Here is a 26,553-nt window from a genome sequence, read left to right on the forward strand (position 1 = left end):
CTAAGGATTGAAAATGGATAATTTCGAAACCGACACGAGCGAAGTGCTCATCACCCTCACCAGCGACATCGTCGCTGCCCATGTCAGCAACAACAGCGTCTCCGTGGACGAAGTCCCCACGCTGATTTCCAAGATCTACGGCGCGCTCGCCGAGCTCGGCCACAGTGGCGAGCCGGTTGAGGAAATGCCCGACCCCGCCGTATCGGTGCGCGCGTCGGTCAAGCGCGACCATCTCGTCTGCCTCGATTGCGGCAAGAAGATGAAGATGCTCAAACGCCATCTGACCACCGAGCACGACATGACCCCGGCCGAATATCGCGATCGCTGGAGCCTGTCGGCCGATTACCCGATGGTCGCCCCCGAATACGCCGAGACCCGCCGCGATCTCGCCAAGAAGATCGGCCTCGGCCGCAAGCCCGGCCAGCAGCGCGGTCGCAAGAAGAATACCGCCTGAGCGCAGGCTGATGCTTGAGCAAGACGCCCCGCCCCCCTATGGGTGCGGGGCGTTTTCTCTTATTGGAGCCTGACTTGCAGCAGCGGATCGACCTCGAGCAGCTTTGTGCGGACAAGGGACTGCGGATTACCGAGCAGCGTCGCACCATCGCGCGCGTCCTGTCCGAGAGCGACGACCATCCCGATGTGGAAATGCTGCACGCACGTGCTTCGGCGATCGATGCCAAGATTTCGATCGCCACGGTCTATCGCACCGTTCGCCTGTTCGAGGATGCCGGCATCCTCGACCGCCACGATTTCGGCGACGGCCGCGCGCGCTACGAAGCCGCGCCCGAGGCCCATCACGATCACCTGATCGACGTCGAGAGCGGCAATGTCGTCGAATTCGTCGATCCCGAACTCGAAGCGCTGCAGAAACAGATTGCTGAGAAGCTGGGCTACCGGCTCGTCGACCACCGGATGGAACTCTATGGCGTCCGGATCGACCGCGAGGACTGAAACCCGCAGCGACGCGCGGCTGGCCGCGATGCGCGGCGAGACCACCCTACTCGACTGGCCCGGCCGGCTCCGGTTGACGCTGCGCACCGCGGGCATCCTCGGTCTGCTGATCGTATTCGTCCCGCTGCATTACCTGTTCCGCATCTTCGCCTATGGTTCGCCCTTCCCGATGTATTTCCTGCGCTATGTGGCGCGGGTATCGGGCGCGCGCGTCGAGATCATCGGCACCCCGCTGCGGCGCGAAGTGTTCTTCATTTCCAACCACATCTCCTGGATCGATATCCTGGCGCTGGCCGGCGCCAGCGGCACCGCCTTCGTCGCGAAATACGAACTGTCGCAGGTCCCGGTGATCGGCTGGCTGTGCTCGCTCAACCGCACGGTCTTCGTCCAGCGCGAGAACCGTCTCGGCGTCGCCGCCCAGATCAACGCCTTGCGCGAGGCGCTGGCGGACAATTGGTCGGTGACGGTCTTTCCCGAAGGCACGACCACCGACGGCCATTCGCTGCTGCCGTTCAAATCCTCGATGCTCTCGGTGCTCGAGCCGCCGCCGCCGGGCGTGCTCGTCCAGCCGGTGATGCTCGAATATGGCGAGGCGGGCGAGGAAATCGGCTGGATCGGCGACGAGGGCGGGCTCAACAACGCCAAGCGAATCCTTGCGCGGCGCGGCACCTTCCCGGTGCGGATCCATTTCCTCGAACCCTTCAGCCCGGAAGAATATCGCGGCCGCAAGGCGATCGCCGCCAAGGCGCGCGAGGAGATCCAGGAAGCCCTGCTGGCGGCGCTGGACCACCCGCTGCGCGATTTTGCGCATACGGTCGCGCCGATTCGCTATGTCGCGCCCGCGGACCGCGCGGGAATACCGCGAAACTAGAGTTCGGCGCGCACCAGCCAGTCGTGGAAAATCCGCACCGGGCGTTCCTCGAGCGCGGTCGGTCGGCAGACGAACCAGTAGCTGTAGGGGCTTTCGACCTCGACCCCGTAGAGATTGGTCAGCCTTGCATCGGCAGCGCGGCGCAGATGGTCGTCATGCATGATCGCGATCCCCAGCCCCTGTGCTGCCGCTGCCAGCATCAGCTGGCCCGAATCATAATGGTCGATCGCCGCGGGCTCGAGATCGTGGAGCATGAGCGCCGCCTTCCACGCCTCGAAACTGGCAGGCAGTTCCTGGTGGATGAGGAAGGTCTGCTTCGCCAGCCGCTCGCGATCGGGTTCGTCCCCGACCGCCTCGGCGATCGCGCGATTGGCGATGGCGTGGACGCGGTTGTAGTCGAGCCGCACCGCATGCAGCCCGCTGGCTGGACCGCGCGAGAGGATGATCCCGGCGTCGAGCGTGTCGCCCACGCGGTCCTCGATGTGCGGCCCGGTATCGATATCGATATGCAGCAGGGGGTGCGAAGTGCGCAGCTCGCTCAGCCGCGGGAACAGCCGCTGGCTGCCGAACAGCGGCAGCACGCCGAGCCGCAGCCGCAGCAATGAAAGGTTCTCGGACTGGCTTTCGACCGCGCGGGCCAGCGCCTCGAGATGCGGATTGACCGATTCGTAGAAGGCCTGGCCTTCGTCGGTCAGCTGCATCGACTGGCGCGCACGGGTGAACAGCTTCTTGCCGACGAAACTTTCGAGATTGCCGATCCGGCGCGACAACGCCGAGGGGCTGAGCCCCAGTTCGTCGGCGGCGGCGCGGGCCGATCCGAGGCGGACGGTGCGGGCGAAGGCTTCGAGCGCGCGGAGCGGGGGAAGTCGGCGGATGACCATCCCCTACTCCATGGCGTCCGCAAGCCGTCCTGTCGAGTGCGCGATCAGTCCGACTCCTCCTGCTTGGGCTCATGCAGCCGCAGACGGGTGACATGGGTCTCGTCCCCGGCGATGACCTCGATCCGCCAGCCGCTCGGATGGTCGACCACCGCGCCGACGGGTGGGACCTGTTCGGCAAGGACGAAGGTCAGCCCGCCGAGCGTATCGACCGATTCCTCGACCTCGGCCAGACGCGGGTCGATCCGTTCGGCGACCTCGTCGAGTTCGGCGCGGGCATCGCAATCCCACATTCCGTCGCCGATCGAGAGGATCATATCCACCGGGGTCTCGTCGTGCTCGTCCTCGATCTCGCCGACGATTTCCTCGACCAGATCCTCGATCGTGATGATGCCGTCGGTGCCGGAGAATTCGTCGAGCACGATGGCGAGATGCATTCGCTGCGCGCGCATGTCGGCAAGCACGTCGAGCGCGTTGCGCGTCTGCGGGACGTAGAGCGGCTGGCGCATCAGCACCGTCCAGTCGGCGGGTGGCTCGTCGCCCCGCGCCAGAAACGGAAACACATCCTTGAGGTGGATCATCCCGACCACCTCGTCGAGCTGGTCGCGATAGACCGGCAGCCGCGAATGGCCATGCTCGGCGAAGGTGTTGACCAGTTCTGCCCAGCTGGCGGAGGCTTCGACCGCGATAATCTCGCCGCGCGGGATCGAGACATCGTCGGCATCGTGTTCGCTGAAATGCAGCAGATTGCGCAGCATCTGGCGTTCGACAGAGGACAGGTCGCCCTTGCGGTTCTCGACCGTTTCCGGGGTGCCGGAGTTTTCGCCCTCGTGCTCGTCGATGGCTTCCTCGAGCTGCGCACGCAGCGAGCGATCGCCGCTGTCGGAGTCGAACAATCTACGGATTGCGGGCCAGAGCCCGCCGCTACTTTCCGCGTCTCCCGCGGTTGATGACGAATCGGGCATGGCCCTTGAACGCACTCCTTCTAAACGCGATCCCCATATGGGTCGGGGATTGCCAGTTTTTCAAGCGCCGCGATCTCCAGCCGCTCCATCGCCTCGGCCTGTGTGTCGCATCCGACATGGTCGTGGCCCGCCAGATGGAGGAATCCGTGGACGATCAAATGGGTCGCGTGATCGGCCAGCGACACGCCCTTTTCTGCCGCTTCGCGCGCGCAGGTTTCGTGCGCCAGCGCGATATCGCCGAGCAGTTCGGGCGGCCCGTCCGCTGCCAACGCCAGCAGATCGTCGCGCCCCAGCATCGGGAAGGACAGCACATTGGTCGGCTTGTCGCGCCCGCGCCATTCGCGGTTGAGCGCGTGGACCTCGGCATCGGAAGTGAACAGCAGGCTGGCGGTAAGCCGGGGACTGGCAAGCTCGGGCGCGACGCCGGAGACGGCCAGTGCTGCGCGCTCGGCAAGCGCGGACCAATCGTCGCTGGGCCAGGGAGGCTCGATCTCGGTGTCCAGGTCCACTGTCTTCGGGCTTTCGGTTTGGTGCAGTCCGCAAATGTCGAGCAAGCACTTAAGGCGATCGTCACAAGAAAGGAATGACCGGGACTGGCTGGATCGCCGATTTACCGGTTTGGGCCGTTGCACGCAGAAAGCAGTCATGGACGCATCGCCAGAGAGAGAGCGTTAACCCTTGTCGGTTAACCTAATTGGATGACCAATACAGATCGTCGAGAAGATCGCGTGCTCGCCGATTTCGAGTGCGCGCGGCTTGCCACCCTGGATAGCCTGGGAGTGCTCGACACGGCCCCCGAACGCGAGTTCGATGCCATCGTCCAATTGGCCAAGCATCTCATGAACTGCAAGATTGCCCTCGTATCTCTGATCGACAGGGATCGTCAGTGGTTCAAGGCCAAGATTGGCCTCGATGTGGACGAGACCCCGCGCGAATTGGCATTTTGCGCCCATGCCGTCGCTGCAGATGACATTCTGATCGTTCCGGATGCGACGAAGGACAATCGATTTTCCAGTAATCCCCTCGTCACTGGCGCGCCCAATATACGCTTTTACGCGGGCGTTCCGATACATGCCGCGATGCTCGACACTCCATCAAAGCTGCTTCCCTTGGGAACCCTCTGCGTGATTGACGACAAACCGCGCGAAGTCGATCCCGGTGACATGAAGCTTCTGGTTGAACTGGGGCATTTGGTGGAAACACTCATTGCTGCAAGATCATCGGCCGCCGCAGCGGTCGGTTTCGCCGAGGAGCGCGGCCGCAATCTCCACGCACTGGATCGAAAACACCGCCAACTTCGTCAAGCGGAGCGGATGGCGAATATCGGATCGTGGCGCCTAACTCTCGCCGATAACCAGACCGAATGGTCAGAGCAGACGTATGCGATACACGGCGTCCCGATCGGTGACGGCAAGCCTCTTGATACCGCGCTGGATTTCTATCCTCCCAAAGCGCGCGCGACTATCACCAATGCTCTGGAACGCACTATGAGGACGGGCGAACCTTTCGACGTCGAGACCGATTTCACTACCGCGCAGGGAGAGTATCGACGGGTCCGCAGCATTGGCGAACTCGAAGTGGACGATGGCCAGCCGGTCGGGCTGATCGGCGTATTTCAAGACATCACCGCGCGCTTCATGATGGAAGAGGCCCTTCGCGATGCGGCCTACACCGACGATCTGACGCGGATAGCCAGTCGCGGACGCTTCAATGAATTCGTTGACGACAAGATCAGGGCGACAGTTGCAGCCGGCGAGCGCTGCGCGCTGCTGCTGATCGATCTCGACCATTTTAAGGCCGTGAATGATCGGTTCGGCCATCACGCCGGTGACGAGGTTCTCCGAGTGATGGCGGAGCGATTGAAGGCAGATTATCTTTCAAGCTGCTTTGCGGCCCGGCTCGGCGGCGACGAGTTTGTCCTGCTGATTTCAGATCAGGCGATCCTCAAGGATCTTACGGGCTTGCTGCGCAGGCTGCTATTCGATCTTCAACACTCGGTTAGCGCCAACGGGTTGACGCTAGACGTATCCGCAACGATCGGCGCATGCTGGCTGGGAGGCCAGATTACCGATCGCGGCCAGTTACTGCGCAATGCCGATGCAGCGCTTTATGAGGCGAAGAGGACGCAGCGTGGGTCAGCCATGATTGCAGGGAGATCCGAAGTCATTCTGCCAAGCCAGGATGGATCGGTTCCACTAGTCTTGGTGAAAAAATAGCTCTTCTGCTCATGCCCCGATTGGCATCGCACGACCCACAGCTTTTTGGCGGCGAGAATCCGCTCTAGAGCACCGGGCGGGAACAGTTCGAGGAGCGGCACTGGGTCGAAAGCGACCAAACGACGATGAGCGTGGTTTCCTCCGTCCTAGCGAAATGGCACCTGTTTATGCGTCGGGTCCCTCATAGGCTTCGACGATCCGGCCCACGATCGGATGGCGCACCACGTCCTTGGCGCTGAAGCGGATCGTGCCGAAGCCTTCGACCGCTTCCAACTTGTCGACCGCATCGGCCAGACCGCTCATCCCGATTCCGCCGGGAATATCGACCTGCCGGGGATCGCCGCACACCACCATCCGGCTGTTCTGGCCGAAGCGGGTGAGGAACATCTTCATCTGCTCGCGCGTGGTGTTCTGCGCCTCGTCGAGGATGATGAAACTGTCCGCCAGCGTGCGCCCGCGCATGAAGGCGATCGGCGCGATCTCGATTTCGCCGCTGGCCATCCGGCGGTCGACCTGTTCGGGCGGCATGCAGTCGTAGAGCGCATCGTAGAGCGGGCGCAGGAAGGGATCGACCTTGTCCTTCATGTCGCCGGGCAGGAAGCCCAGCTTCTCGCCCGCCTCGACCGCCGGGCGCGACAGGATCAGCCGCTGCACGCTGCCGCTGATCAGCTGGCTGACCGCCTGCGCGACCGCGAGATAGGTCTTGCCGGTACCCGCCGGGCCGAGCGCGAAGATGATGTCGTCGCGGCTGAGCGAGCGCATGTAGGTGGCCTGCGCCACGCTGCGCGGGACGATGGTCTTGCGCCGCGTGCGGATCATGATCGGCGGCAGATCGGGTTCGCCCTCGATGATCCCGTCGAGCGTCGGCTCGTTGGACATCGCGATCACCGCTTCGATCGTCCCGGCGTCGAGATCCTCGCCCAGAGCAAGGCGATCGTACATCGCCTGCAGGACGTCCCGGGCGCGGGCGACATTGTCCTCCGGGCCCTCGACGTGAATCTGGTCGCCGCGCGCCGAGATGAACACGCCGAGGCGGTTCTCGACCTGGACCAGATTGGCGTCGAACTGGCCAAACAGCGCGCCCAGCAGGCTCTGGTTGTCGAATGTGAGCTCGGTCTGGGCGCGGCGGATCTCGCGCTGGGGAACGGGCGGACGCGACAGCGCGGGAGTGGCACCATTGCGGGGTCTGCTGGCGGATTTGCGAGCCATAGGGTCCTTTGCAACTCGGCCATGCACGGCCTTGTGAGTCGGGAACTTACGCCCGCCACCGCGCAGTGCAAGCGGTGCTGCGGCATGGCGGGGGATTGTCACGCCGACGCAATGGTCTGGCGATGCTTAACCGATGCCGGAGAGGCCCTCAGGCCGCGACGGTCTCGCGCACGACCCCGCGCAGCGAGTTGGGCCCCGCCTCGGCGAGATGGACCCGGACCAGATCGCCGATCGCGCAATCGCCGTCGAACCAGACCGATTGCAGCCAGGGCGATTTGCCCAGCCATTGCCCGGGAAGCTTGCCCTTGCGCTCGACCAGCACCTCGCAATCGCGCCCCTCGCTCGCGCGGTTGAAGGCGTGCTGGTCGCGGTTGATCGCGGCCTGTAGCCGCTGGAGCCGCTCGTCCATCACGTCCATGCCGACCTGGTCCGCCATGGTGGCAGCAGGCGTTCCCGGACGCGGCGAATACTTGAAGCTGTAGGCCTGCGCGTAACCGACCGCATCGACCAGCGCGAGCGTCTCGGCGAATTCGGCCTCGGTCTCGCCCGGGAAGCCGACGATGAAATCGCCGCTCAGCGCGAGATCGGGCCGCGCGGCGCGGAAGCGTTCGAGCAGGCGCAGATAGCTGTCCGCCGAATGGCTGCGGTTCATCGCTTTGAGCACGCGATCCGAGCCGCTCTGCACCGGCAGGTGGAGATAGGGCATCAGCTTGGGAACCTCGCCATGCGCGGCGATCAGCGCGTCGTCCATGTCGGCAGGATGGCTGGTGGTGTAGCGGATGCGTGCCAGGCCATCCACTTCGGCCAATGCGCGGATCAGGCCCGCAAGTCCGACGCCATGGCCGCGCTCGTCCTCGCCGCTCCAGGCCGAGACGTTCTGGCCCAGCAGCGTGATCTCTCGCGCACCGGCCTCGACCAGTCTGCGCGCCTCGAGCGTCAAATCGGCAAAGGGCCGAGAGATTTCCGCGCCGCGGGTGTAGGGCACCACGCAGTAGGTGCAGAACTTGTCGCAGCCTTCCTGTACGGTGAGGAAGGCGGCGGGCGCGCTTTTGCGGCGCTCTGGCAGCGCGGCGAATTTGGCGATCGCGGGCATGTCGGTGTCGCTGCCGCGCTCGCCCTGCACTGCCCTGTCGATCATCGCGGGCAAGCGGTGATAGGCCTGCGGGCCGACCACCATCGACACCGCGGGGGCGCGCGCCATGATCTCGTCGCCTTCGGCTTGCGCCACGCAGCCCGCGACCGCGATCAGCGGGGTCTTGCCCTCCCTGGCACCGGCTTTCACCAGCCGGCCGATGTCGGAATAGACCTTCTCGGCGGCGCGCTCGCGGATGTGGCAGGTGTTGAGAACCACCAGATCGGCCTCTTCGCCCTCGGGCGCGGGCAGGATCCCGCGCTCGCCGAGCATCTCGGCCATGCGCTCGCCGTCATAGACGTTCATCTGGCAGCCGAAGCTCTTGACCCTGTAGGTCCGGGGGGCAGTGGTCGGTTTCATGGGAGGCCGCGCCTTACGGGAAAGGGGGCGGCGTTTCAATGGTGCGGCGACGCTGTGGAAGCCCGGCTTGCGGAGCCGGGGGCGAGTGCTAGACCCTGCCCCGTCCGCCACCGATCGAGGAACTCTTGCCCCGCCCCCGCATCCTGCTGTTGCTGGCCACACTCGGAACGCTTTTGGCACTGCTCTGGTGGCAAGCGAACCGTTATGGTGATAACAGTCTCGAATGGTTCATGCAGCGGCACGGTCTCTCCGGCGCGAGCATCGCCTATGGACCAGCGGGAGCGGAACCGGCCCTGCTGGCCATCGGCACCGGCCCCGAGGCGGTCATGCCCTATTACAGCCTCTCCAAGCCGCTCACCGCCGCCACGGTGCTGGCGCAGGTCGAGGCGGGGACGATGCGGCTCGACGATCGCTTCGCCGGGGCGAGCCTGCGCCAATTGCTCCAGCACACCGGCGGTTGGGACGCAGCCGAGGCTGGCGATCCGGTCGCCGACCGCGATGGCGGGCCGCCCTGCATCGCCCTGCCGGTGCCCCCGCGCCAGTTGGCTTCCGGGACGCGCTACGCCTATTCGAACACCGGCTATTGCCTGCTGGGTGCAGCGCTGGAGCAGGCCACCGGCCTGTCCTACGAAGATGCGGTCCGCGCGAGTTTTCCCGAAGCGGATGAAATGGAATACGACGGCTTGCTCGGTCCGGCGGGCGGCTGGTCGGGCACCGCGGCCGCTTACCATCGCTTCGCCAGTCGCCCGATCGCCCCGGCGGTGACCGCCGACCCCGTCCCGCGCCCCGGCGACACGCCCTACGGCCTGGGCTGGGGGGTGGCCGAGGATGGCACGCTGTCGCATTTCGGCTGGCTCACCACGCGCAACCATTTCGCCGGTGCGCTGCGCAGCGGCGATTATGTCGCGGTGGCGCTGTTCGAGGGCGTGCCCGGAGATCCCGAGCGCGCCAAGCGCGAGTTGCGCGAAGTCCTGCTCGCGCTGCGCGCCAGCCCGCCGGACTGAGCCCCCGCGCCGGCGGAGGCCCGGTCCAGTCCGGTCAGCTCACCACGGCAGTCGCGATCTTGCCCGGCTCGCGCGGCGGCTCGCCCTTGGGCAGCGCGTCGACGTGATCCATGCCGCTCTCGACCTGGCCCCAGACGGTGTATTGCCCGTCGAGGAAATGCGCATCGTCGAGGCAGATGAAGAACTGGCTGTTGGCGCTGTCGGGCACCTGGGTGCGCGCCATCGAACAGGTGCCGCGGGTGTGCGGTTCGGAATTGAACTCGGCCTTGAGATCGGGCTTGTCGCTGCCGCTCATGCCGGTGCCGGTCGGGTCGCCGCCCTGCGCCATGAAGCCGGGGATCACGCGATGGAACACGACGCCGTCGTAGAAGCCATCCTTGGCCAGCTCGGTGATCCGCTCGACATGGCCGGGCGCCAGATCGGGGCGCAGCTTGATGACGACATCGCCGCCCTTTCCGTCGCCGCAATCGAGGGTGAGGGTCAGCTTTTCGTCGGCCATAATATCGTCTCCTGAGGTTGCGGCGCCGCTATAGGCGATGTGCCGCCAATGTCACCACCTGCGCCTTGCTTTTGGTGCCTCCTCGCCTAGAGCGACGCCATGGCCAAACGCGAGCGCCCCGAGGACGAAGCGATGCTGGGCGAGCGCCGGCAGACCTCCGCGCGCCCCGAGGACCGCCACGAACCACGCCCCGACGGACGCCCGGACGGCCGCCCCGATGACCGCATAGACGACGAGCGGATGGACGAGGAGAACATCCTCAAGCCCGAATACGTCCGCAGCGTCGAGGATGCGCTCGAAGAAGGCGACGACGCGCGGGTCTACGAACTGGTCGAACCGCTCCACCCCGCCGATATCGCCGATCTGCTCGAGCTGTTCGAGCGCGACGAGCGTCATCAGCTCGCCGCCGCGATCACCGATTTGATGACCAGCGATGTCGTCGCCGAGCTCAACGACTTCGTGCGCGACGACATGATGGAATCGCTGCCCGCGTCGCGGGTCGCGCTGATCGCCGAACAGCTCGACACCGACGATGCGGTCCAGCTGATCGAGGATCTCGATCACGACAATCAGCAGGCGATCCTCGCCGAACTCGACGCCGAGGACCGGCACGCGATCGAAAGCGCGCTGGCCTATCCCGACGAGACCGCCGGGCGGCTGATGAACCTCGATTTCGTGGCGGTGCCCGAGCACCTCACGGTCGGCGACCTGATCGATTTCCTGCGCGACGACCGCGCGCTGCCCAATGATTTCTTCGAGATTTTCATGGTCGACGAGAAGCATCACCCCGTCGGCACCTGCCAGCTGTCGTGGATCCTGCGCACCCCGCGCACGGTGCCGCTGACCGATGTGATGAAGCGCGACCAGACGCTGATCCCCGCCACGCTCGACCAGGAAGAGGTCGGCAACATGTTCCAGAAATACGCGCTGATCAGCGCCGCGGTGGTCGACGAGAGCGGGCGGCTGGTCGGCCAGATGACGGTCGACGACGTGGTCCATATCATCGCCGAGGAAGCGGGCGAGGATGCGCTGCTGATGAGCGGCGCGGGCGAGGGCGACATCAACGAGCCGATCCGCGACGCCTATTTCAGCCGGGTGCGCTGGCTGGTCGCGAACCTCGGCACCGCGCTGATCGCCAGCCTGATCATCGCCGCCTTTGGCGCAGCGATCGAGCAGCTGGTGGCGCTCGCGGTCCTGATGCCGATCGTCGCCAGCATCGGCGGCAATGCGGGCACGCAGACCATGGCGGTCACCGTGCGCGCCATCGCGATGAACCAGCTGACCCGCTCCAACACCAAACGCATGCTGATGCGCGAGATGCGCGTCGCGGTGCTCAACGGCGCGACCATCGCGCTGCTGATCGGCCTCGCGACCGCCGCGATCTTCACCCCACTGCTCGGGATGGTCATTGCCGCAGCGATGACCATCAACGTCATCATTGCGGGGCTGGCGGGCGTGATGGTGCCGGTGATCTTCGACCGGCTCGACACCGACCCCGCGGTCGCCTCGAGCGTCTTTGTGACCATGATCACCGATTCGATGGGCTTCTTCGCCTTCCTCGGGCTGGCGGTCGTGAGCGGCGTGGTCGGCTGACTTGAGGCCCGCCGCGACAACCCTATCTAGGCTGTTATGCCGCTCCACCTGACCAAGATCGCCTTCGGCGCGAAATCCTATGCGGGAATCGAAAGCTGGTACGCCGACCGTCCGCGGGTGAGCGTCAACACGCGCTATCGCCCGACCCGCTGGGAGGAATGCATCGGCGGGTCGCTGTTCTGGATCCACGAGCACAATCTGGTCGCGCGCAGCCCGATCATCGGCTTCACCGAGCAGGACAACGGCCGCTGGTTCATCGATCTGGAACCAAGGCTGATACCGGTGCTGCCCAAGCCCAAACGCGCGCATCAGGGCTGGCGCTATCTCAAGGGCGATCCGCCGCGCGATCTGGAGGATGGCGAGGATATCGGCGACATCATGCCCGGTCGCCTTACGGGCCGGCTGCAGAAGCTCGGCCTCATCTGACCGGTGGAACATTGCGCGTCGGGCATGCGTTGGTTGGGAAGAGGAGAATTCTTATGCCCAAGCGCCAATCCATGCACCCCGACAACGAGCTGATCGACGAGCTGACCAAGGACCCGACGCCCTCGCAGCAGAGCAGTTCGGGCGGCAACGTCAATCGCGATGTCGGCAAGCGCGGCGAACTCAACCGCGCCACCGATCCCGCCAATCGCGAGCCCGAAGTCGGTTCTGACAATCCCGCGCAGGACGCCAAGAAGGGTCCCAAGACCCGCGCCGCGATCCAGGACGAACGCAACAGCTGACCGTCGCGAACCAACAGCAACGAACGTCGCCCTTTCGGGCGGCGTTTGCTTTTGGGCTGCGGTAATTTATTCGGAAGCTGACGCAGGAACGGGAGCAGCGACTTATGACGGGGATCCCAGCGCAGCACGAGATGCGGCGGGCCTATGCCGGTGGCGGTCCGGGCATCGTCGTTTCCGCAATAGTGTGGGGAATCGCGGCCTATTGCGTCTCCCGGTGGGACGTGCGGACCGGATTCATAGCGCTGTTCATCGGCGGAATGGCGATTTTTCCCCTGTCACAGCTTATTTGCCGCACGGTCCTGGCGCGGCCCGCCCCCTCGCCCGGTAACGCGGTTGGAATGCTCGCCCTCGAAAGCACCATCGCCATGATCGCCCTGCTGGGGGCGGCATGGCTGATGTTGCCTTATCGGCCGGAGGCCGTGTTTCCGCTGGCAGCGATTGCGGTCGGAACCCACTATTTCGCCTTTGCGACGCTGTATGGCGACCGGACCTTCTGGCTGCTGGCCGCGCTCCTCACCGCCATCGGCACACTCGCGCTGTTCGAACCCGCATTCGAGACCCTGGCGGTCGTCATCGCGGTCGCCGTGGTGGAACTGCTCGTGGGTCTCTATCTGACGATACGCGAGCGCGGAGCCGGCGCGATACGCTAGCTGGCCGGTTCCGCAGTCTTTTCCACCACCCGGCGCAGGACATCGACATAGGCTTCGGGCGGCTGCGCGCCCGGGATCAGGAACTTGTCCGCCACTACCATCGCCGGGACTCCGGAAATGTTGAGATCCCAGGCGGCGCGTTCCTCGGCGCGGGTCTTGTGCGCGATGTCCTCGCTGGCGAGCGCGGCCTGTGCTTCGGCGCGGTCGAAACCGGTCTCAACAGCGATATCTAGCAGCACCTCGGGCTCGCCGATCGGGCGGCGCTGGTTGAAATGCGCGGCGAACAGCGCGAGCTTGAGCGCGGTCTGCCGATCGTAGCCATGCACTTCGCCCGCCCATGTCAGCAGCTTGTGCGCCGCGAACGTGTTCCACATCATAGCCTCGGGCGCCGGCCCCTCGCCCTCGTAATCGAGCGAGACGCCCGCGCTCTGCGCTGCATTGCGCATCTGGCCCTGGACATCCTTCGACTGCTCCAGCGTCCGCCCGTATTTGCGCGCAATATGCGCGGTGCGCTCCTCGCCCTCGGGCGCCATGTCGGGGTTTAGCTCAAAGGCGTGCCAGCGCAAATCGGCCTCGATCTCGCCCTCCAACTGGTCCAGCGCCTGACGCAGATTGCCCCAGCCGACCAGGCACCATGGGCACATCACGTCGGACCAGATATCGATGGTCAGCTTGCGGGTCTGGGTCATCGGTCTCTCCACCAGGTCAGCAGGTGATGCGCGATCGCCTGCGCAGGAGGCGCGGCGAAGGGGCCGTCGCCAGCAAGCGAGGCGGTTACCTCCTCGCGCGTAAACCAACGGATCTCGGCCAGTTCGGTTTCATCCACCGTGAGCGCATCGTCGTCGGCATAGCCATGGCAGCCGATCATCAATTGCGAGGGAAACGGCCATGGCTGGCTGGCGATATAGGTGACATCGCGCACCGTGACGCCGCTTTCCTCCAGCACTTCGCGTGCCACGCCCTCCTCGATGCTTTCGCCTGGTTCGACGAAGCCCGCCAGCGCCGAGAAGCGTCCCTCGGGCCAGCCCTTGCCGCGCCCCAGCATCAATTTGCCGTCATATTCGACCAGCATGATCGCAACCGGGTCGGTGCGGGGGAAATGGCTTGCGTCGCATTGGCGGCAATTGCGTTGCCAGCCGCCCTTGGCGATCGTGGTGGCGCCGCCGCACTGGGCGCAGAAACGGTGCCGCGCGTGCCAGTCGACGATGCTGCGCGCGCCGCCGTAGATCGCCAGATCGTCGGGCGTCAGGCTGGCCATCGCCTGCCACACCGCCGGATTGGCCAGCCGCGGCGCGGCATCGCCCACCGGGGGCACGCAGGCGAAGCAGGGCTTGCCAGCGTCCAGCCCGAGAAACACCAGTTCGGCATCCTCGGGCGCGTCGGCCAGCGTGCCCCAGGCCAGGCCACCGGTCTCGTCCATCCCGGGCATCAAGCCGTCGAGCGCGAGCAGCCGCGCGCGCCAGTTCATATATCCCGCCAGCCGCTCGGGATCGGCGCGGTCGTTGTCCGCCCGGTCCAGCCGCGACCCCGTGAATGCCAGCATCAGGCGCCCTGCATCGCGGCCAGATCCTTGGCGACCGCCGCCGGGAAACCGCCGTGGATCGGATAGGCTTCGGAGGGCATATATTGGGTGAACATCGCGGCGCGCAGTCCGGCGTCGAAATTGACGAAAGCGACCGTACCGGCGGCGCCGCCCCAGCCGTAGGACCCGTCGGTCACGCGCCCGCCCGCGCCGAAGCCCTGGCCGGCAACCCAGGTTCCCTCGGTCGTCGCGGTTTCGGGGAGCAGGTCCGAGGTGCCGACCCGCACCGCCAGTTCGCCCATCACCCGCTTGCCGTCGAGCATGCCATAGCCCAGCAGCATCCGCTGGAAGCGATCGAAATCGCGCGGGCTCGAGACCAGCCCCGCCCCGCCGAAGGGGAAGGCGGGCTCGTCGAGATAGATCGAGGCGCGCGCCGGGTCGATCGGCAGCGGGGTGGAATTGACGATGCCGTAATTGGTGGTGAAGCGTCCTGTCTCGCTTTCGGGGACGCGGAAGAAGGTGCTGGTCATGCCGGCGGGCTCGAACAGCCGCTCGCGCAGGAAGGCGTCGAAGCTCATCCCGCTCGCCACTTCGATCACCCGCCCCATCAGGTCGAGTCCGACCGAATAGCTCCATTTGGAACCCGGTTGGAGCACCAGCGGAACCTGTGCCAGCCGGTCGGCGAAATTGTCCAGCCCGCGCACCGCCGCGGCCCGGCCGAGACCGGGGATCGGAATGCGGCTGACCTGACCGGGCACGATTCCGCGCTCGATATAGAGCTGCGAGATCGGACCCTTCTGGACGATGTTGTAGCCCAGACCGGCGGTATGGGTCAGCACCTGGCGAATGGTAATCGGGCGCTCGGCTGGCACCAGATCGGTTACAGAGCCATCATAGGTGCGTTGCACCTGCATATTGGCGAAGGCGGGAAGAATTTCGGCCAGCGGCTGGTCGAGGCCCAGCTTGCCATCGTCGATCAGCATCATCGTTGCCATGCCGGTGATCGGCTTGGTCATCGAATAGATGCGGTAAAGACTGTCCATATCGGCCCGTGCGGTCTGCCCGATCGCGAGCGTGCCACTGGCGATGGTCAGGGGATCGCGCTGGCCCCAGCCCAGTGTCGCGACCATGTTGGCGACTTTGCGCTCGCCGACATACTTATCGACCATCGCCGCCACAGTCGGCCAACTGGCGCGCTGCGCATTGGTCTGCGCGAACAGGCCCGCACCCGGAATACCGGCAAAAGCTGCTCCGGCGCCGAGCATCGCGCCCCCGCGAAGCAGGCTGCGGCGGGATATCTGCGTGCTGTCGAATTCGCGATAGGCCATTGGTTACCTCTCCATGGACGGGGCGCAAACCGCACCGGTGCATTCGCGCTTGTGAACACCGGATGGCAAATTGCAACCTTGGAAAAGCCGCCGGGCGCGAACCCAAGCTTGCAAGCCAGCGCTGTCTTATCTATCTAGGACACATGCTGAACATCGTCTCGATCCTGCTTGGGATACTCTCGCTCGTCATCGTCATTCCCGCCACCATTCCCTTTCTGGGCTGGGGCAACTGGTTCGCGCTGCCGATCATCGTCGCCGGTATCGCGGTGGGACAATTGTCCTCGCACCGCAGCGGGCGCAATTTCTGCCTCGTCGTGTTGGCTATCGCGATCATCCGGCTCGCTCTTGGCGGCGGTATCCTTTAGGCAAGCGCCAGCCGGGCTGCTTTCGCGAACAGCGTCGGCAGGCCGGCTTCGTCCAGCCTGGCCAGCGGCCACCAATCGCCCTCGCCCTCCGGTAAACCGGTGCCGGTGTAGCGGCTAACGTATAGCTCGAGCTGAGCGTGGGTGAAGGTGTGGCTGACCCGCCCCAGCGCCTGCCAATCGCCCGATAGTGGCGGTTCACCCGAACCATCCGTCTGCGCCGACCAGCCATCGTCGGGCAGCGCGCGCATCCCGCCCAGCATCCCCTCGCCCGTGCGCCGGACCAGCCAGACCGCGCCCTCGCGCTCTATCCAGAAGGCGGTGCCCTGCCGGACGGGCTTGGACTTTTTCGGGGCTTTTTTGGGTAGCCGGGCCGGATCGCCGCGCAATCGCGCCTCGCACCCCTCGGCCAACGGACACAGCAGGCATCTGGGATTGCGGGTGGTGCAGATCGTCGCGCCCAGATCCATCATCGCCTGCGCGAAATCGCCCGCCCGGGTCTCTGGAGTTATCGTCTCGGCAGCAGCGCGGATGGCTTTGCGCGCCTGCGGCAGCGGGATTTCGATCGCGAACAGCCGCGCCACCACCCGCTCGACATTGGCATCGACCACTACCGCGCGTCGGTCGAACGCGATCGCCGCCACCGCCGCGGCGGTGTAGGCGCCAAGCCCCGGCAATTCGCGCAATTCGGCCTCGGTGTTGGGAAAGCCGCCCCGCTCGGCCACCGCGCGTGCTGCCTTCACCAGATTGCGCGCGCGCGAATAATAGCCCAGCCCCGCCCAGGCGGCCATAATCTCCTCCTCGGGCGCCGCGGCCAGCGCCGCGACATCCCGCCAGCGCTCGGTGAAAGCCGAAAAATACGGCTTCACCGCCGCCACCGTGGTCTGCTGCAGCATCACTTCGGAAAGCCAGACGCGGTAGGGGTCGGGCGCAGGGTCGCCCGCACGCGCGCGCCACGGGAGGGCGCGGGCGTGGCGGTCGTACCATTCGAGCAATCTGTCGGCGATGGTGGAGGTCACGGCGCGGCTATGGCATGGGGAGCGCTCAGATGGAAAGCGACACACCCCCGAAGCCCGCGAAAGCGCCAAAGCCCGCGAAGGCCAAGGCAACGTCTGCCAAGGCCAAGCCAGCGACCCGCGTCAAACCCTACGAGCGCCCGCGCGGCGGACAGGCCAAGGCGATCAGCGATCTGATGCCGCAGATCGGCCGCACCGCCTTTCGCCGCTTCGGCTTCGTCCAGTCGAGCGTGGTCTCGCGCTGGCCCGAGATCGTCGGCGAGGCGCATGCACGGGTTTGCGCCCCCGAATCGATCCGCTTCCCGCCGGGCGAGAAATCGGAAGGCATCCTGCAACTGGTGGTCCTGCCCGCGCACGCCCCGCTCATCCAGCATGTGATCCCCGAAATCATCGAACGGGTGAACCGGTTCTTCGGCTACAAGGCTGTGGCGCGGGTCAAGATGCGGCAAGGCGCGGTTCAGGCGCCGGCAACTAGCGAGAGACCCAAATCGCCGCCCTCGCTCAAGCCGATTCCGATGGAATTGGGGGACAGCCTGCGCGATATCGGCGATCCGGAACTGCGTGCCGTGCTCGAATCCCTCGCGCGCAGCTTCGGTGACGGGGACAAGGATAACGACGCGACATGACCAAACGAAGCTTGAGCCTGGCGCTGGCGCTTGGCGCTGTTGTTCTCACGGGCAGCGGCGCTGCGGTGGTCGCGCAATCCGGGCAGAACTGGACCATGGCGGTGGTCGAGAAAGACCACGGGCATCTGCTCGGCAATCCCGAAGCCAAGGTCAGGCTGGTGGAGTTCATGAGTTACACCTGTTCGCATTGCGCCGATTTTGCGCGCAATGGCGACCAAGCGATCAAGCTGGCCTATGTCCCCAACGGCAGGGTCAGCTTCGAAATCCGCCATCTCTTGCGCGATCCGATCGACCTCACGGCGGCGCTGCTGACCCATTGCGGCGACCCGGCCAAATTCCCCGAGAACCATTCTGCAATCCTCTATGCGCAGGACGAATGGATGGCCAAGGCGCGCGCCACCACCCAGGCCCAGCGGTCACGCTGGCAGTTCGGCACTAATGGCGCGCGTCGCCAGGCGATGGCCAGCGATCTGGGCTTTTATACCATCATGGAGCGGCGCGGTTATTCGCGCGTCGCGCTCGATCGTTGCCTCGCAGACGAAGCCAAGGCAGCGGCGCTCGCCGAATCCAGCCAGTCCGATATCGCGACCTACAAGCTCCAAGGCACGCCCAGCTTCGTCGTCGATGGCGAGTTGCTGGAAGGCGTCTTCACCTGGCCGGCGCTGGAAAAGGCGCTCGGCAGCCGCTTCTGACCCGGGCGGGCAAGGCGATTTGTGTGAAAAAGCGCAGCCCCATGCTTCCATCGCCCTGCATCTCTCGTCTAGCCTCTCCCTTCACGACCAAGGACCGACCTCGATGACCGCAAGCCGCTCGCCGTTTCTCGCCGCATTCGCCCTCCCGCTCGCGCTGGCGCTCTCCGCCTGCGGATCGGGCGCGGAAGAGACCGGCAGCCTCGAGGGCGAGCCGATCGCCGAAGTCCCCGCACCCGAGGGTCAGCAGTGGAGCGATCTCGTCACCGTCACCGAATCCGACGGCTATCTGCTCGGCAATCCCGACGCGCCGATCAAGGTGATGGAATATGCCTCGCTGACCTGCCCCGCCTGCGCCGCTTTTGCACAGGATGGCGCCGACCAGCTCAAGGAAGAATACGTCAACACCGGTCGGGTAAGCTTCGAGCTGCGCAACCAGATCCACGGCCCGCATGACCTGATGCTGGCGCAGCTGGTGCGCTGCGGCGCGGACGAGACCTATCATCCGCTGTCCGACCAAGTATGGAAGAACCTGCAGTCGGTGCTTGGCCCCGTGTTCGAGCGGGAGCAACAATTCCAGCAGGCACTGGCGCTGCCCGAAGACCAGCGCTTCGTCGCAGCCGCCGATGTCGCGGGCTTCTACGACTTCTTCGCAGCGCGCGGAATTTCCGAGGACCAGGCGCGCAGCTGCCTCGCCGATTTTGCCGCCATGACGACCATCGCCGACAATTCCACCCAGCAGTCGAACGATCTGGGAGTCACCGGCACCCCGACCTTCTTCGTCAACGGCAGCAAGCTCGACGCGGTCAATCGCTGGCAGGATCTCGAACCCGTGCTCCAGCGCGCTGGCGCCAGGTAACAGCCCGCGCGGGGTAGCGGATCGGCGATGCTCCTCAGCAAGCTCAAGCTCAGCGGCTTCAAGAGCTTCGTCGAACCGGCAGAACTGCGCATCGAACCCGGGCTGACCGGCGTCGTCGGCCCCAATGGCTGCGGCAAGTCCAACCTGCTCGAGGCGATCCGCTGGGTGATGGGCGAGAACTCGCCCAAATCGATGCGCTCGGGCGGGATGGAGGATGTCATCTTCGCCGGCACCCAGTCGCGCCCGCCGCGCGACTTTGCCGAGGTCGTGCTGAACGGCCAGACCGGCGATGGCGAGGAACTGCAGGTCATCCGCCGGATCGAGCGCGGCGCGGGTTCGGCCTATCGCGTCAACGGGCAGGACGTGCGCGCCAAAGATGTCGCGCTGACCTTCGCCGATGCCGCCACCGGGGCGCATTCGCCCGCGCTGGTGAGCCAGGGCAAGATCGCGCAGGTGATTGCCGCCAAGCCCGCCGAACGCCGCCAGATGCTCGAGGAGGCCGCGGGGATCGCCGGGCTCCACGTCCGCCGCCGCGATGCCGAGAGCAAGCTGCGCCAGACCGAGGCCAATCTGGCCCGGCTGGAGGATCTGGCCGCCGGGCTCGACAGCCAGATCGCCTCGCTGCGCCGCCAGGCCAAACAGGCCGAGCGCTACACCGCGCTCTCGACCGAGATACGAACCGCCGAGGCACGGCTGGTTTTCGCCCGCTGGCGCGATGCCGCCAGTGCTGCCGAGGCCGCCAAGGCCGAAGCGGCGCAGGCCGATCTGCGAGTCGAGGAGAGCAAACGCGCCGCCGACGCCGCGCAGAAGGCGCAGCATGAAGCCGCGCAGACGCTGTCCGGAGCGCGCGAGGAACTGACCGACCGGCGCGACGATGCCACCGCGCATGGCCACCGGATGGCGGCACTCACGGGCCAGCTAGAGGCGGCGGAGCAGCGGCTCCGCGATCTCGACCGCCAGAAGACCCGGCTGGAAGAGGACCGCGGCGATGCCGATAGGCTGACGCGCGATGCCGCCGAGGCGCTGGGCAAGCTCAAGACCGAACTGGAGGCCAGTCGCAAGGCATTGGCCGAGGACGAGGAGCGGCGCCCGGCGCTGGCCGCGCGCGCCGAGGAGGCCGAGCGCGCAGCGCGCGCCGCCGAGCTCGCGCTCGCCAAGGCCACTGCGGACAATGCCGGGACCGAGGCCGAATGGCGCGTGGTAGAGGCCGAGATCGCGCAGGCGCGCGCGCGGCTCGACCGGCTCGAGGCAGACCGCCGGAGGCTGACCGAGCAGGGCGAGGCGTTGGAGCGGGAGGATGCGGGCACCGATGTCGCTGCAGCGCGCGAGGCTGCGGAAACCGCCAGCGCCGAGCGCGAAGCGCGCCAGCAGACAATCGCGGCCATGCAGACGCGCAAGGCGGAACTGCAGCAGGCGCGCGACGATGCGGCGAGCGCGCTGTCCTCGGCGCGGGCGGAACTCACAGGGGTCGAACGCGAATTCGCGGCGCTCGACCGCGACCGCGAGGCGCGGGCCAAGGCCGCGGATAAGCGGCAGGGTCGCAAGCAGGCGATCGACGGTCTGCGCGCTGCCAAGGGTTACGAGCGCGCGCTCGCTGCGGTGCTGGGCCGCGACAGCAAGGCGCTGCTCGGCGATCCCGCCAGCAGCGAGGAAGGCCGTTTCTGGACCGGCAGAGCCGCCCCCGCGCCGGTCGCGGACAGCCTTGCCGACAAGGTCGGCGATTGCCCCGCCCAACTCGCGGCGCGGCTGGCGCTGGTCCATGTCGTCGAGGCCGACGACGGGCGTACACTCGCTCCGGGCGAATGGCTGGTGACCACCGATGGCTCTCTGCGCCGCTGGGACGGATTCGTGGCGCGCGGAGAAGGCGCCGCCGAAGCCGCTCGGCTTGAAGCGGAAAACCGCCATGCCGAGCTTGCCGAGTCGCTTCCGGCGCTGCGCTCTGCGGTCGAACAGGCGGATGCCGCGCAGGTGCAGGCGCAGGAGGACCTCGCCACGCTGCAGCGCGAGCTTGTCGCCGCCGAGCGCGAGCTGGCCCGGGTGTCGGAAGACGAGCGACAGAAGCTGCGCGCGCTCGATCAGGCGGAGGCCGCGCGCGAGCGGATGGCCGCGCGGCGTGCCGAACTCGACCGCGCGCAGGCCGAGCTGGGCGAATTGCTCGGAGCGGCAAAAACGGATGTGGCAACGTCGGAGGCGAAACGCACCGCGCTGCCCGACCCCGCGACCGGTCGCGCGACGCTCGACACCGCGCGGGCGCGCAACGAAGCGGCGCGGTCCGGCGTTCAGGCGGCGGCGGCCGATCTCGCCGCGCACGATCAGGCGCTGGCGGTGGCGCGCGAGCGGAACGCGGCGCAGCGCTCGGACATGGCCAATTGGGAAGCGCGCTCGAGCGAGGCCGCGCGGCGGATGGCCGACATGGCGCAGCGGCTCGAGCAAATCGACGAGGAGCGCGCGGTCGTCGCGGCCAAGCCCGAAGGTCTGATGCGCGAGATCGAACAGGGCGATGCCGTCCGCGCGCGGCTGTCGGAAGGTCTGGCGCAGGCCGAGGCCGCGCTCGCCAAGGCGCAGGACGCCGCGACTTCCGCCGACCGCGCCTTTGCCGCCGCCAACGAGGCGCTGGCCGAGGCGCGCGAGAAACGTGCCGGCCTCGCCGCGCGCGCCGAGAGCCAGGATGCCCGCCGCGTCGAGATGGCGCGGACATCGGGCGAACGCTTCCAGTGCCCGCCCCCGCACCTTCCCGACAGCTTCGGCTTCGACGCGCAGGCGATAAGTTCCGCCGAGGCCGAGAGCGAGGACATGGACCGCCTCACCGCCAGCCGCGAGCGGATCGGCCCGGTCAATCTCGTCGCCGCCGAGGAACTCGCGCGGGTCGAGGCCGAACACGGGGCGAGCACCGAGGAACAGGCGGAACTGGCCGAGGCGGTCAGCCGGCTGCGCGGCTCGATCGGCAGCCTCAACCGCGAAGGGCGCGAGCGATTGCGCGACGCGTTCGAGCGGGTCGATACCCATTTCCGCCGGTTGTTCACGCAATTGTTCGAAGGGGGTCAGGCGCATCTTGCGTTGATCGACAGCGACGACCCGCTCGAGGCGGGGCTCGAGATCTACGCCCAGCCGCCGGGCAAGCGCCTCCAGTCGCTGACCCTGCTCTCGGGGGGCGAGCAGGCGCTGACCGCAATCGCGCTGATTTTCGCCCTGTTCCTCACCAACCCCGCACCGATCTGCGTGCTCGACGAGGTCGATGCCCCGCTAGACGATGCCAATATCGACCGCTTCTGCGACCTGCTCGACGCCATGGTGAAGGAAACTGCGACCCGCTATCTCATCGTCACCCACAATGCGGTGACCATGAGCCGGATGCACCGCCTGTTCGGCGTGACCATGGTCGAGCAGGGGGTGAGCCGGTTGGTGAGCGTCGATCTTGGCGCGGCGGAGGAACTGCTCGCCGCCGAGTAAGTCTCAGGCTGCGAGCGCGCGCTCGAGCCGGTCGCGAATGGCTTTTAGCTGCGGCAGGATTTCCTCGCCATCGGAGCGCGGAGCGGGAGCCTGCGCCGCCGCCTGCGGGTCGGGCGCGCCGACTATCGCCGCCTTGGCGCCCTTGAGCGTATAGCCCTCGCGATTGACCAGCCGGTCGATGCGTTCGACCAGAGCGACATCCTCCGCGCGGTAATAGCGCCGACCGCCGCTGCGCTTGAGCGGTTCGAGCATGGGGAACTGCTGCTCCCAGTAGCGCAGCACATGAGGCTTGATGCCGAGCGCCTGCCCGACCTCGCCGATGGTGCGCAGAGCGCCGCTTTCCTTGCCATCGTCGAAATCGGCCATTGCGCTATTCCTTTGCGATGCGGTCCTTGAGCAGTTGGCTGGCGCGGAAGGTCAGCACCCGGCGCGGGGTGATCGGCACTTCCACCCCGGTTTTCGGATTGCGGCCGACGCGTTCCTTCTTGTCACGCAACACGAAGCTGCCGAAGCCGGAGACCTTCACATTCTCGCCATCGGACAATGCGCCGCACATCTTGGCCAGAATCGATTCCACGATCTCGAGCGATTCGGCCCGCGAGAGCCCCATTTTGCGATTGATTGTCTCTGCCAGATCGGCGCGAGTGAGCGTGCCCACCGAACGCATATCGCATCCTCCTAAAGTCCAAGCGCGACCCACACGAAACCCAGTTGCAGAACTAGACCCTGCTGAGGATACACGCAACGGATAGTGCTGATTTCGCCGCGAAAAGCGAAGAAATCCTCACATCCGAACGAGCGAGGCACCCCAGGTGAAGCCGCCGCCCATCGCTTCGAACATCACCAGATCGCCGGGCTTGATGCGCCCATCGCGAACCGCGACGTCGAGCGCGAGCGGCACCGAGGCCGCCGAGGTGTTGGCGTGGCGGTCGACGGTGACGATCACGCGTTCGGCGGGCAGGCCCAGTTTGCGGGCAGTGGCGTCGAGAATTCGGGCATTGGCCTGATGCGGAACGACCCAGTCGACCGCGTCGATTCCCATGTCGACATCGGCGAGCACCTCGCCAAGCACCTCGGCTAGATTGACCACCGCGTGACGAAACACCTCGCGGCCTTTCATCCGCAGCTTGCCGACGGTGCCGGTGCTCGAGGGGCCGCCATCGACATGGAGCAGGTCGCAATGCTCGCCATCGGCGTGGAGCCGGGTGGCGAGGATGCCGGGGCCGTCTTCCGCGACGTCCTGCGCTTCGAGCACCACCGCGCCGGCGCCGTCGCCGAACAGCACGCAGGTGGTGCGATCCTCCCAGTCGAGGATACGGCTAAAGGTCTCGGCGCCGATCACCAGCGCCTTCTTCGCCATGCCGGTGCGCAGGAGCGAATCGGCGGTCCCCATCGCGTAGAGAAAGCCCGAGCAGACCGCCTGGACGTCGAAGGCGATCCCGCCGCGGCAGCCCAGCGCCTGCTGGACCTGCGTCGCGGTGGCGGGGAAAGTATAGTCGGGGGTGGCGGTAGCGAGGATGATCAGGCCGATCTCGCTCGCCTCCACGCCAGCCGCTTCGAGCGCGTTGCGCGCCGCCTCGATGGCGAGGGTCGAGGTGGTTTCCCCCTCCCCGGCGATATAGCGCTGGCGAATGCCGGTCCGCTCGACGATCCAGTCGTCGCTGGTGTCGACCCGCTCGGCCAACTGGGCATTGGTAACGCAATTTCTGGGCAGGGCCGAGCCCGTCCCCCGCAGGACCGATCGAATCATTTCGCCGCGATACCGGCTGCCGAGCCGTTCCCATTGCCGCCCAGATCGCCGAGTTCGGCCAGATCATGGGCGATGCGGTTGGTGATGTCGTCCTCGAGCAGCCGCGCGGCAACTTCGACCGCATTGGCCACGCCCTTGGCGTTGGCGCTGCCGTGACTCTTCACCACCACGCCGTTGAGGCCGAGGAAGACCGCGCCATTGTGGTTGTTCGGGTCGAGATGGTGGCGCAGCAATTCGGTCGCCGGCCGCGAGACGAGGAAGCCGACCTTCGAGCGAATCGACGAGGAGAAGGCCTGCTTGAGCAGATCGGTGACGAAGCGCGCGGTTCCCTCGATCGCTTTCAGCGCGATATTGCCGGAAAAACCGTCGGTCACCACCACGTCGCATTCGCCGCGGTTGATCTTGTCCGCCTCGACGAAGCCTTCGAAATCGAGCGCAAGCCCGGTTGCGGCCCGCAGCCGGTTGGCGGCGTCCTGGATGTCCTCGGTGCCCTTGTTTTCCTCGGTACCGATATTGAGCAGGCGTACGCGCGGGCGTTCGCGGCCGCTGACGATCCGCGAATAGGCGGCACCCATGATCGCGAATTGCACGAGATTGCGCGAATTGCCTTCGCTGTTCGCGCCAAGGTCGAGCATGATGACATCGTCATCGGTAAGGGTGGGGAGCAGGGCCGCCAATGCGGGACGGTCGAGGCCGGGCATGGTGCGCAGGGCGAGCTTGCTCATCGCCATCAGCGCGCCGGTGTTGCCCCCGCTGACCGCGGCGCCGGCGAGACCCTGCTTCACCGCATCGACCGCGAGGCCCATGCTGGTGGTCTTGGCGCGACGCAGCGCCTTGCTGGGCTTCTCATCGCCGCCGACCACATCCTCGCAATGGAGGATTTCGGATGCGCCGCTCATACCGGGATGGTTGTCGAGCGCCGACTTGATCTGGGACTCGTCGCCGACGAGCAGGAATTTGAAGCGGTCGTGTCGGCGCCGCGCAAGCGCCGCGCCTTCAACCATCACGCGCACGCCTTCATCACCGCCCATCGCGTCGACGGCGATACGCGGAAGATTCATGACGTGCTCCGGTTGGTTACGGTCAGAGACCGACGGCGACGATCTCGCGACCGTTGTAATGCCCGCAATGTGCGCACAGATTGTGCGGACGCTTCAACTCGCCACAGTTGGAGCACTCGTGATGAGCCTCGACCTTGAGCGAATCATGCGAACGGCGGTTGCCGCGGCGGTGGGGCGATACTTTTCTTTTGGGGACGGCCATGGCGGCACCTGTTCCTCAACAAATCTAAATGGTTGGTGGCCGCCCTAGAGGACGGTCCGGCAACGCACAAGTGTGCGTCAGACCGAAAAATCCAACCTGTGACGGTGAAGAAGCGCGCTATAACGACATTCTGTCCGGTTGCAAGCGGTTGATAGCGGCATTGCGAGTGTTGTTCGCCTTCGCAGGGTCGACTATCTCAAAGCGGTATCAACGAGGGGCGAACACCATGGACGGCGCAACAATATTCCTGCCGGTAACGCTGACCGCTGCTGCGGCGGCGGCGCTGATCAATCTTTGGCTCGCGGTCCGGGTCGGGCAGATGCGCGGGATGACCAAGCTGGTCCACGGCGACGATGCCGGTGGGCCGCTTACCCGGCGGATGCGCGCGCAGCTCAATTTCGTGGAGAACACCGGTTTCGTGCTGGTGCTGATTGCCGCCATCGAACTGGCGGGCAAAGGCGACCAGTGGCTCGCCTTCGTGGCCGCGGCCTATATGCTCGGCCGGGTGGCGCATGGCTTCGGTATGGATGGCGAGGCACCCACCCTGCCGCGCAAGATCGGGACGCTGGTGACGATGCTCACCCTGCTCGGCCTCGCTATCGCCGCGACGCTGGTCGCGCTGCGGGTGATCTAGC

30 protein-coding genes are annotated in these 26,553 nt (G+C 66.2%); 15 read left to right on the forward strand and 15 right to left on the reverse strand.

The features are described from left to right. Positions 1–13 precede the first annotated feature (13 nt). From ACWIKC_RS09125 to ACWIKC_RS09135, 3 genes are all read left to right on the forward strand, one after another. Positions 14–454 (forward strand): MucR family transcriptional regulator, encoded by a 441-nt coding sequence (locus ACWIKC_RS09125; protein WP_454597191.1) that lies wholly within the window; start codon positions 14–16, stop codon positions 452–454. Positions 455–528: 74 nt separating this feature from the next. Beyond that, positions 529–951 (forward strand): Fur family transcriptional regulator, encoded by a 423-nt coding sequence (locus ACWIKC_RS09130; RefSeq protein ID WP_454597192.1) that lies wholly within the window; start codon positions 529–531, stop codon positions 949–951. Then, complete coding sequence (locus ACWIKC_RS09135; RefSeq protein WP_454597193.1) at positions 923–1,822, forward strand: lysophospholipid acyltransferase family protein; 900 nt, start codon at positions 923–925, stop codon at positions 1,820–1,822. The genes ACWIKC_RS09130 and ACWIKC_RS09135 overlap by 29 nt, the downstream gene beginning before the upstream one ends. Here the strand turns inward: ACWIKC_RS09135 and ACWIKC_RS09140 are convergent. Genes ACWIKC_RS09140 through ybeY form a run of 3 tightly spaced genes read right to left on the reverse strand, consistent with a single transcriptional unit; the run spans position 1,819 to position 4,174 of the window. Continuing rightward, positions 1,819–2,703: a LysR family transcriptional regulator gene (locus ACWIKC_RS09140; RefSeq protein WP_454597194.1), complete on the reverse strand. Its 885-nt coding sequence runs from the start codon at positions 2,701–2,703 to the stop codon at positions 1,819–1,821. The genes ACWIKC_RS09135 and ACWIKC_RS09140 overlap by 4 nt on opposite strands. Before the next feature lie 44 nt (positions 2,704–2,747). Beyond that, on the reverse strand, positions 2,748–3,665 hold the full coding sequence (locus ACWIKC_RS09145; protein WP_454597195.1) for a hemolysin family protein: 918 nt from the start codon (positions 3,663–3,665) through the stop codon (positions 2,748–2,750). 20 nt (positions 3,666–3,685) lie between these two features. Beyond that, positions 3,686–4,174, reverse strand: a complete 489-nt coding sequence (gene ybeY, locus ACWIKC_RS09150) for an rRNA maturation RNase YbeY (protein WP_454597196.1) — start codon at positions 4,172–4,174, stop codon at positions 3,686–3,688. Between the two features lie 189 nt (positions 4,175–4,363). Between ybeY and ACWIKC_RS09155 the strand changes: the two genes are divergently transcribed. Next, positions 4,364–5,881: a diguanylate cyclase domain-containing protein gene (locus ACWIKC_RS09155; RefSeq protein WP_454597197.1), complete on the forward strand. Its 1,518-nt coding sequence runs from the start codon at positions 4,364–4,366 to the stop codon at positions 5,879–5,881. Positions 5,882–6,046: 165 nt separating this feature from the next. On the opposite strand, the gene ACWIKC_RS09160 is transcribed toward ACWIKC_RS09155, so the two are convergent. Together ACWIKC_RS09160 and miaB are read right to left on the reverse strand one after the other, a co-directional pair. Further along, positions 6,047–7,090, reverse strand: a complete 1,044-nt coding sequence (locus ACWIKC_RS09160; RefSeq protein ID WP_454597198.1) for a PhoH family protein — start codon at positions 7,088–7,090, stop codon at positions 6,047–6,049. A 148-nt stretch (positions 7,091–7,238) separates the two neighbouring features. Beyond that, positions 7,239–8,582, reverse strand: a complete 1,344-nt coding sequence (gene miaB, locus ACWIKC_RS09165; protein ID WP_454597199.1) for a tRNA (N6-isopentenyl adenosine(37)-C2)-methylthiotransferase MiaB — start codon at positions 8,580–8,582, stop codon at positions 7,239–7,241. A 125-nt stretch (positions 8,583–8,707) separates the two neighbouring features. Between miaB and ACWIKC_RS09170 the strand changes: the two genes are divergently transcribed. Beyond that, on the forward strand, positions 8,708–9,586 hold the full coding sequence (locus ACWIKC_RS09170) for a serine hydrolase domain-containing protein (protein WP_454597200.1): 879 nt from the start codon (positions 8,708–8,710) through the stop codon (positions 9,584–9,586). Between the two features lie 34 nt (positions 9,587–9,620). On the opposite strand, the gene ACWIKC_RS09175 is transcribed toward ACWIKC_RS09170, so the two are convergent. Next, positions 9,621–10,085, reverse strand: coding sequence for a peptidylprolyl isomerase (locus tag ACWIKC_RS09175; RefSeq protein ID WP_454597201.1), 465 nt, complete (start codon positions 10,083–10,085; stop codon positions 9,621–9,623). Between the two features lie 132 nt (positions 10,086–10,217). Here ACWIKC_RS09175 and mgtE point away from each other — a divergent pair, with 132 nt between their 5' ends. From mgtE to ACWIKC_RS09195, 4 genes are all read left to right on the forward strand, one after another. Next, on the forward strand, positions 10,218–11,678 hold the full coding sequence (gene mgtE, locus ACWIKC_RS09180) for a magnesium transporter (RefSeq protein WP_454599475.1): 1,461 nt from the start codon (positions 10,218–10,220) through the stop codon (positions 11,676–11,678). Positions 11,679–11,714: 36 nt separating this feature from the next. After that, the gene (locus ACWIKC_RS09185; RefSeq protein ID WP_454597202.1) at positions 11,715–12,104 is read left to right on the forward strand and encodes a DUF1489 family protein; all 390 of its coding nucleotides are present in this window, start codon (positions 11,715–11,717) and stop codon (positions 12,102–12,104) included. A gap of 53 nt (positions 12,105–12,157) precedes the next feature. Then, positions 12,158–12,403, forward strand: coding sequence for a hypothetical protein (locus ACWIKC_RS09190; RefSeq protein WP_454597203.1), 246 nt, complete (start codon positions 12,158–12,160; stop codon positions 12,401–12,403). Positions 12,404–12,534: 131 nt separating this feature from the next. Next, positions 12,535–13,053, forward strand: coding sequence for a DUF7010 family protein (locus ACWIKC_RS09195; protein ID WP_454597204.1), 519 nt, complete (start codon positions 12,535–12,537; stop codon positions 13,051–13,053). Here ACWIKC_RS09195 and ACWIKC_RS09200 read toward each other — a convergent pair. Genes ACWIKC_RS09200 through ACWIKC_RS09210 form a run of 3 tightly spaced genes read right to left on the reverse strand, consistent with a single transcriptional unit; the run spans position 13,050 to position 15,903 of the window. Further along, entirely contained in the window at positions 13,050–13,742 is a 693-nt protein-coding gene (locus ACWIKC_RS09200) for a DsbA family oxidoreductase (RefSeq protein WP_454597205.1), read from the reverse strand. The genes ACWIKC_RS09195 and ACWIKC_RS09200 overlap by 4 nt on opposite strands. Further along, the gene (nudC, locus tag ACWIKC_RS09205) at positions 13,739–14,596 is read right to left on the reverse strand and encodes an NAD(+) diphosphatase (protein ID WP_454597206.1); all 858 of its coding nucleotides are present in this window, start codon (positions 14,594–14,596) and stop codon (positions 13,739–13,741) included. The genes ACWIKC_RS09200 and nudC overlap by 4 nt, the downstream gene beginning before the upstream one ends. Then, positions 14,596–15,903 (reverse strand): serine hydrolase domain-containing protein, encoded by a 1,308-nt coding sequence (locus ACWIKC_RS09210; RefSeq protein ID WP_454597207.1) that lies wholly within the window; start codon positions 15,901–15,903, stop codon positions 14,596–14,598. Before ACWIKC_RS09210 ends, nudC begins: the two co-directional genes overlap by 1 nt. A 143-nt stretch (positions 15,904–16,046) precedes the next feature. Between ACWIKC_RS09210 and ACWIKC_RS09215 the strand changes: the two genes are divergently transcribed. After that, positions 16,047–16,268 carry a hypothetical protein gene (locus tag ACWIKC_RS09215; RefSeq protein ID WP_454597208.1) on the forward strand — a complete coding sequence of 74 codons (222 nt, stop codon included), beginning with the start codon at positions 16,047–16,049 and terminating at the stop codon, positions 16,266–16,268. Here ACWIKC_RS09215 and ACWIKC_RS09220 read toward each other — a convergent pair. Beyond that, positions 16,265–17,284, reverse strand: a complete 1,020-nt coding sequence (locus ACWIKC_RS09220; protein ID WP_454597209.1) for an A/G-specific adenine glycosylase — start codon at positions 17,282–17,284, stop codon at positions 16,265–16,267. The two genes, ACWIKC_RS09215 and ACWIKC_RS09220, sit on opposite strands and share 4 nt — an antisense overlap. A 14-nt stretch (positions 17,285–17,298) precedes the next feature. Between ACWIKC_RS09220 and ACWIKC_RS09225 the strand changes: the two genes are divergently transcribed. The 4 genes from ACWIKC_RS09225 (at position 17,299) to smc (ending at position 22,905) form a co-directional block, all read left to right on the forward strand. Then, on the forward strand, positions 17,299–17,907 hold the full coding sequence (locus ACWIKC_RS09225; protein WP_454597210.1) for a DUF721 domain-containing protein: 609 nt from the start codon (positions 17,299–17,301) through the stop codon (positions 17,905–17,907). Next, positions 17,904–18,599: a thioredoxin domain-containing protein gene (locus ACWIKC_RS09230; RefSeq protein ID WP_454597211.1), complete on the forward strand. Its 696-nt coding sequence runs from the start codon at positions 17,904–17,906 to the stop codon at positions 18,597–18,599. Before ACWIKC_RS09225 ends, ACWIKC_RS09230 begins: the two co-directional genes overlap by 4 nt. Before the next feature lie 103 nt (positions 18,600–18,702). After that, entirely contained in the window at positions 18,703–19,455 is a 753-nt protein-coding gene (locus tag ACWIKC_RS09235; RefSeq protein WP_454597212.1) for a DsbA family protein, read from the forward strand. 27 nt (positions 19,456–19,482) lie between these two features. Next, on the forward strand, positions 19,483–22,905 hold the full coding sequence (gene smc, locus ACWIKC_RS09240; RefSeq protein WP_454597213.1) for a chromosome segregation protein SMC: 3,423 nt from the start codon (positions 19,483–19,485) through the stop codon (positions 22,903–22,905). Positions 22,906–22,908: 3 nt separating this feature from the next. On the opposite strand, the gene ACWIKC_RS09245 is transcribed toward smc, so the two are convergent. From ACWIKC_RS09245 to rpmF, 5 genes are all read right to left on the reverse strand, one after another. Continuing rightward, complete coding sequence (locus ACWIKC_RS09245) at positions 22,909–23,271, reverse strand: MerR family transcriptional regulator (RefSeq protein WP_454597214.1); 363 nt, start codon at positions 23,269–23,271, stop codon at positions 22,909–22,911. Between the two features lie 4 nt (positions 23,272–23,275). Beyond that, positions 23,276–23,572 (reverse strand): integration host factor subunit alpha, encoded by a 297-nt coding sequence (locus ACWIKC_RS09250; protein WP_454597215.1) that lies wholly within the window; start codon positions 23,570–23,572, stop codon positions 23,276–23,278. A 117-nt stretch (positions 23,573–23,689) separates the two neighbouring features. Next, complete coding sequence (locus ACWIKC_RS09255) at positions 23,690–24,655, reverse strand: beta-ketoacyl-ACP synthase III (RefSeq protein ID WP_454597216.1); 966 nt, start codon at positions 24,653–24,655, stop codon at positions 23,690–23,692. Then, complete coding sequence (plsX, locus tag ACWIKC_RS09260; RefSeq protein WP_454597217.1) at positions 24,652–25,716, reverse strand: phosphate acyltransferase PlsX; 1,065 nt, start codon at positions 25,714–25,716, stop codon at positions 24,652–24,654. The genes ACWIKC_RS09255 and plsX overlap by 4 nt, the downstream gene beginning before the upstream one ends. A 22-nt stretch (positions 25,717–25,738) precedes the next feature. Then, a complete protein-coding gene (gene rpmF, locus ACWIKC_RS09265; RefSeq protein WP_454597218.1) occupies positions 25,739–25,918 on the reverse strand; it encodes a 50S ribosomal protein L32 in 180 nt (59 codons plus the stop codon). A gap of 226 nt (positions 25,919–26,144) precedes the next feature. Here rpmF and ACWIKC_RS09270 point away from each other — a divergent pair, with 226 nt between their 5' ends. Then, on the forward strand, positions 26,145–26,552 hold the full coding sequence (locus tag ACWIKC_RS09270) for an MAPEG family protein (RefSeq protein WP_454597219.1): 408 nt from the start codon (positions 26,145–26,147) through the stop codon (positions 26,550–26,552). Position 26,553 lies beyond the last annotated feature (1 nt).

This window comes from Qipengyuania sp. SM2507 (genome assembly GCF_053714505.1).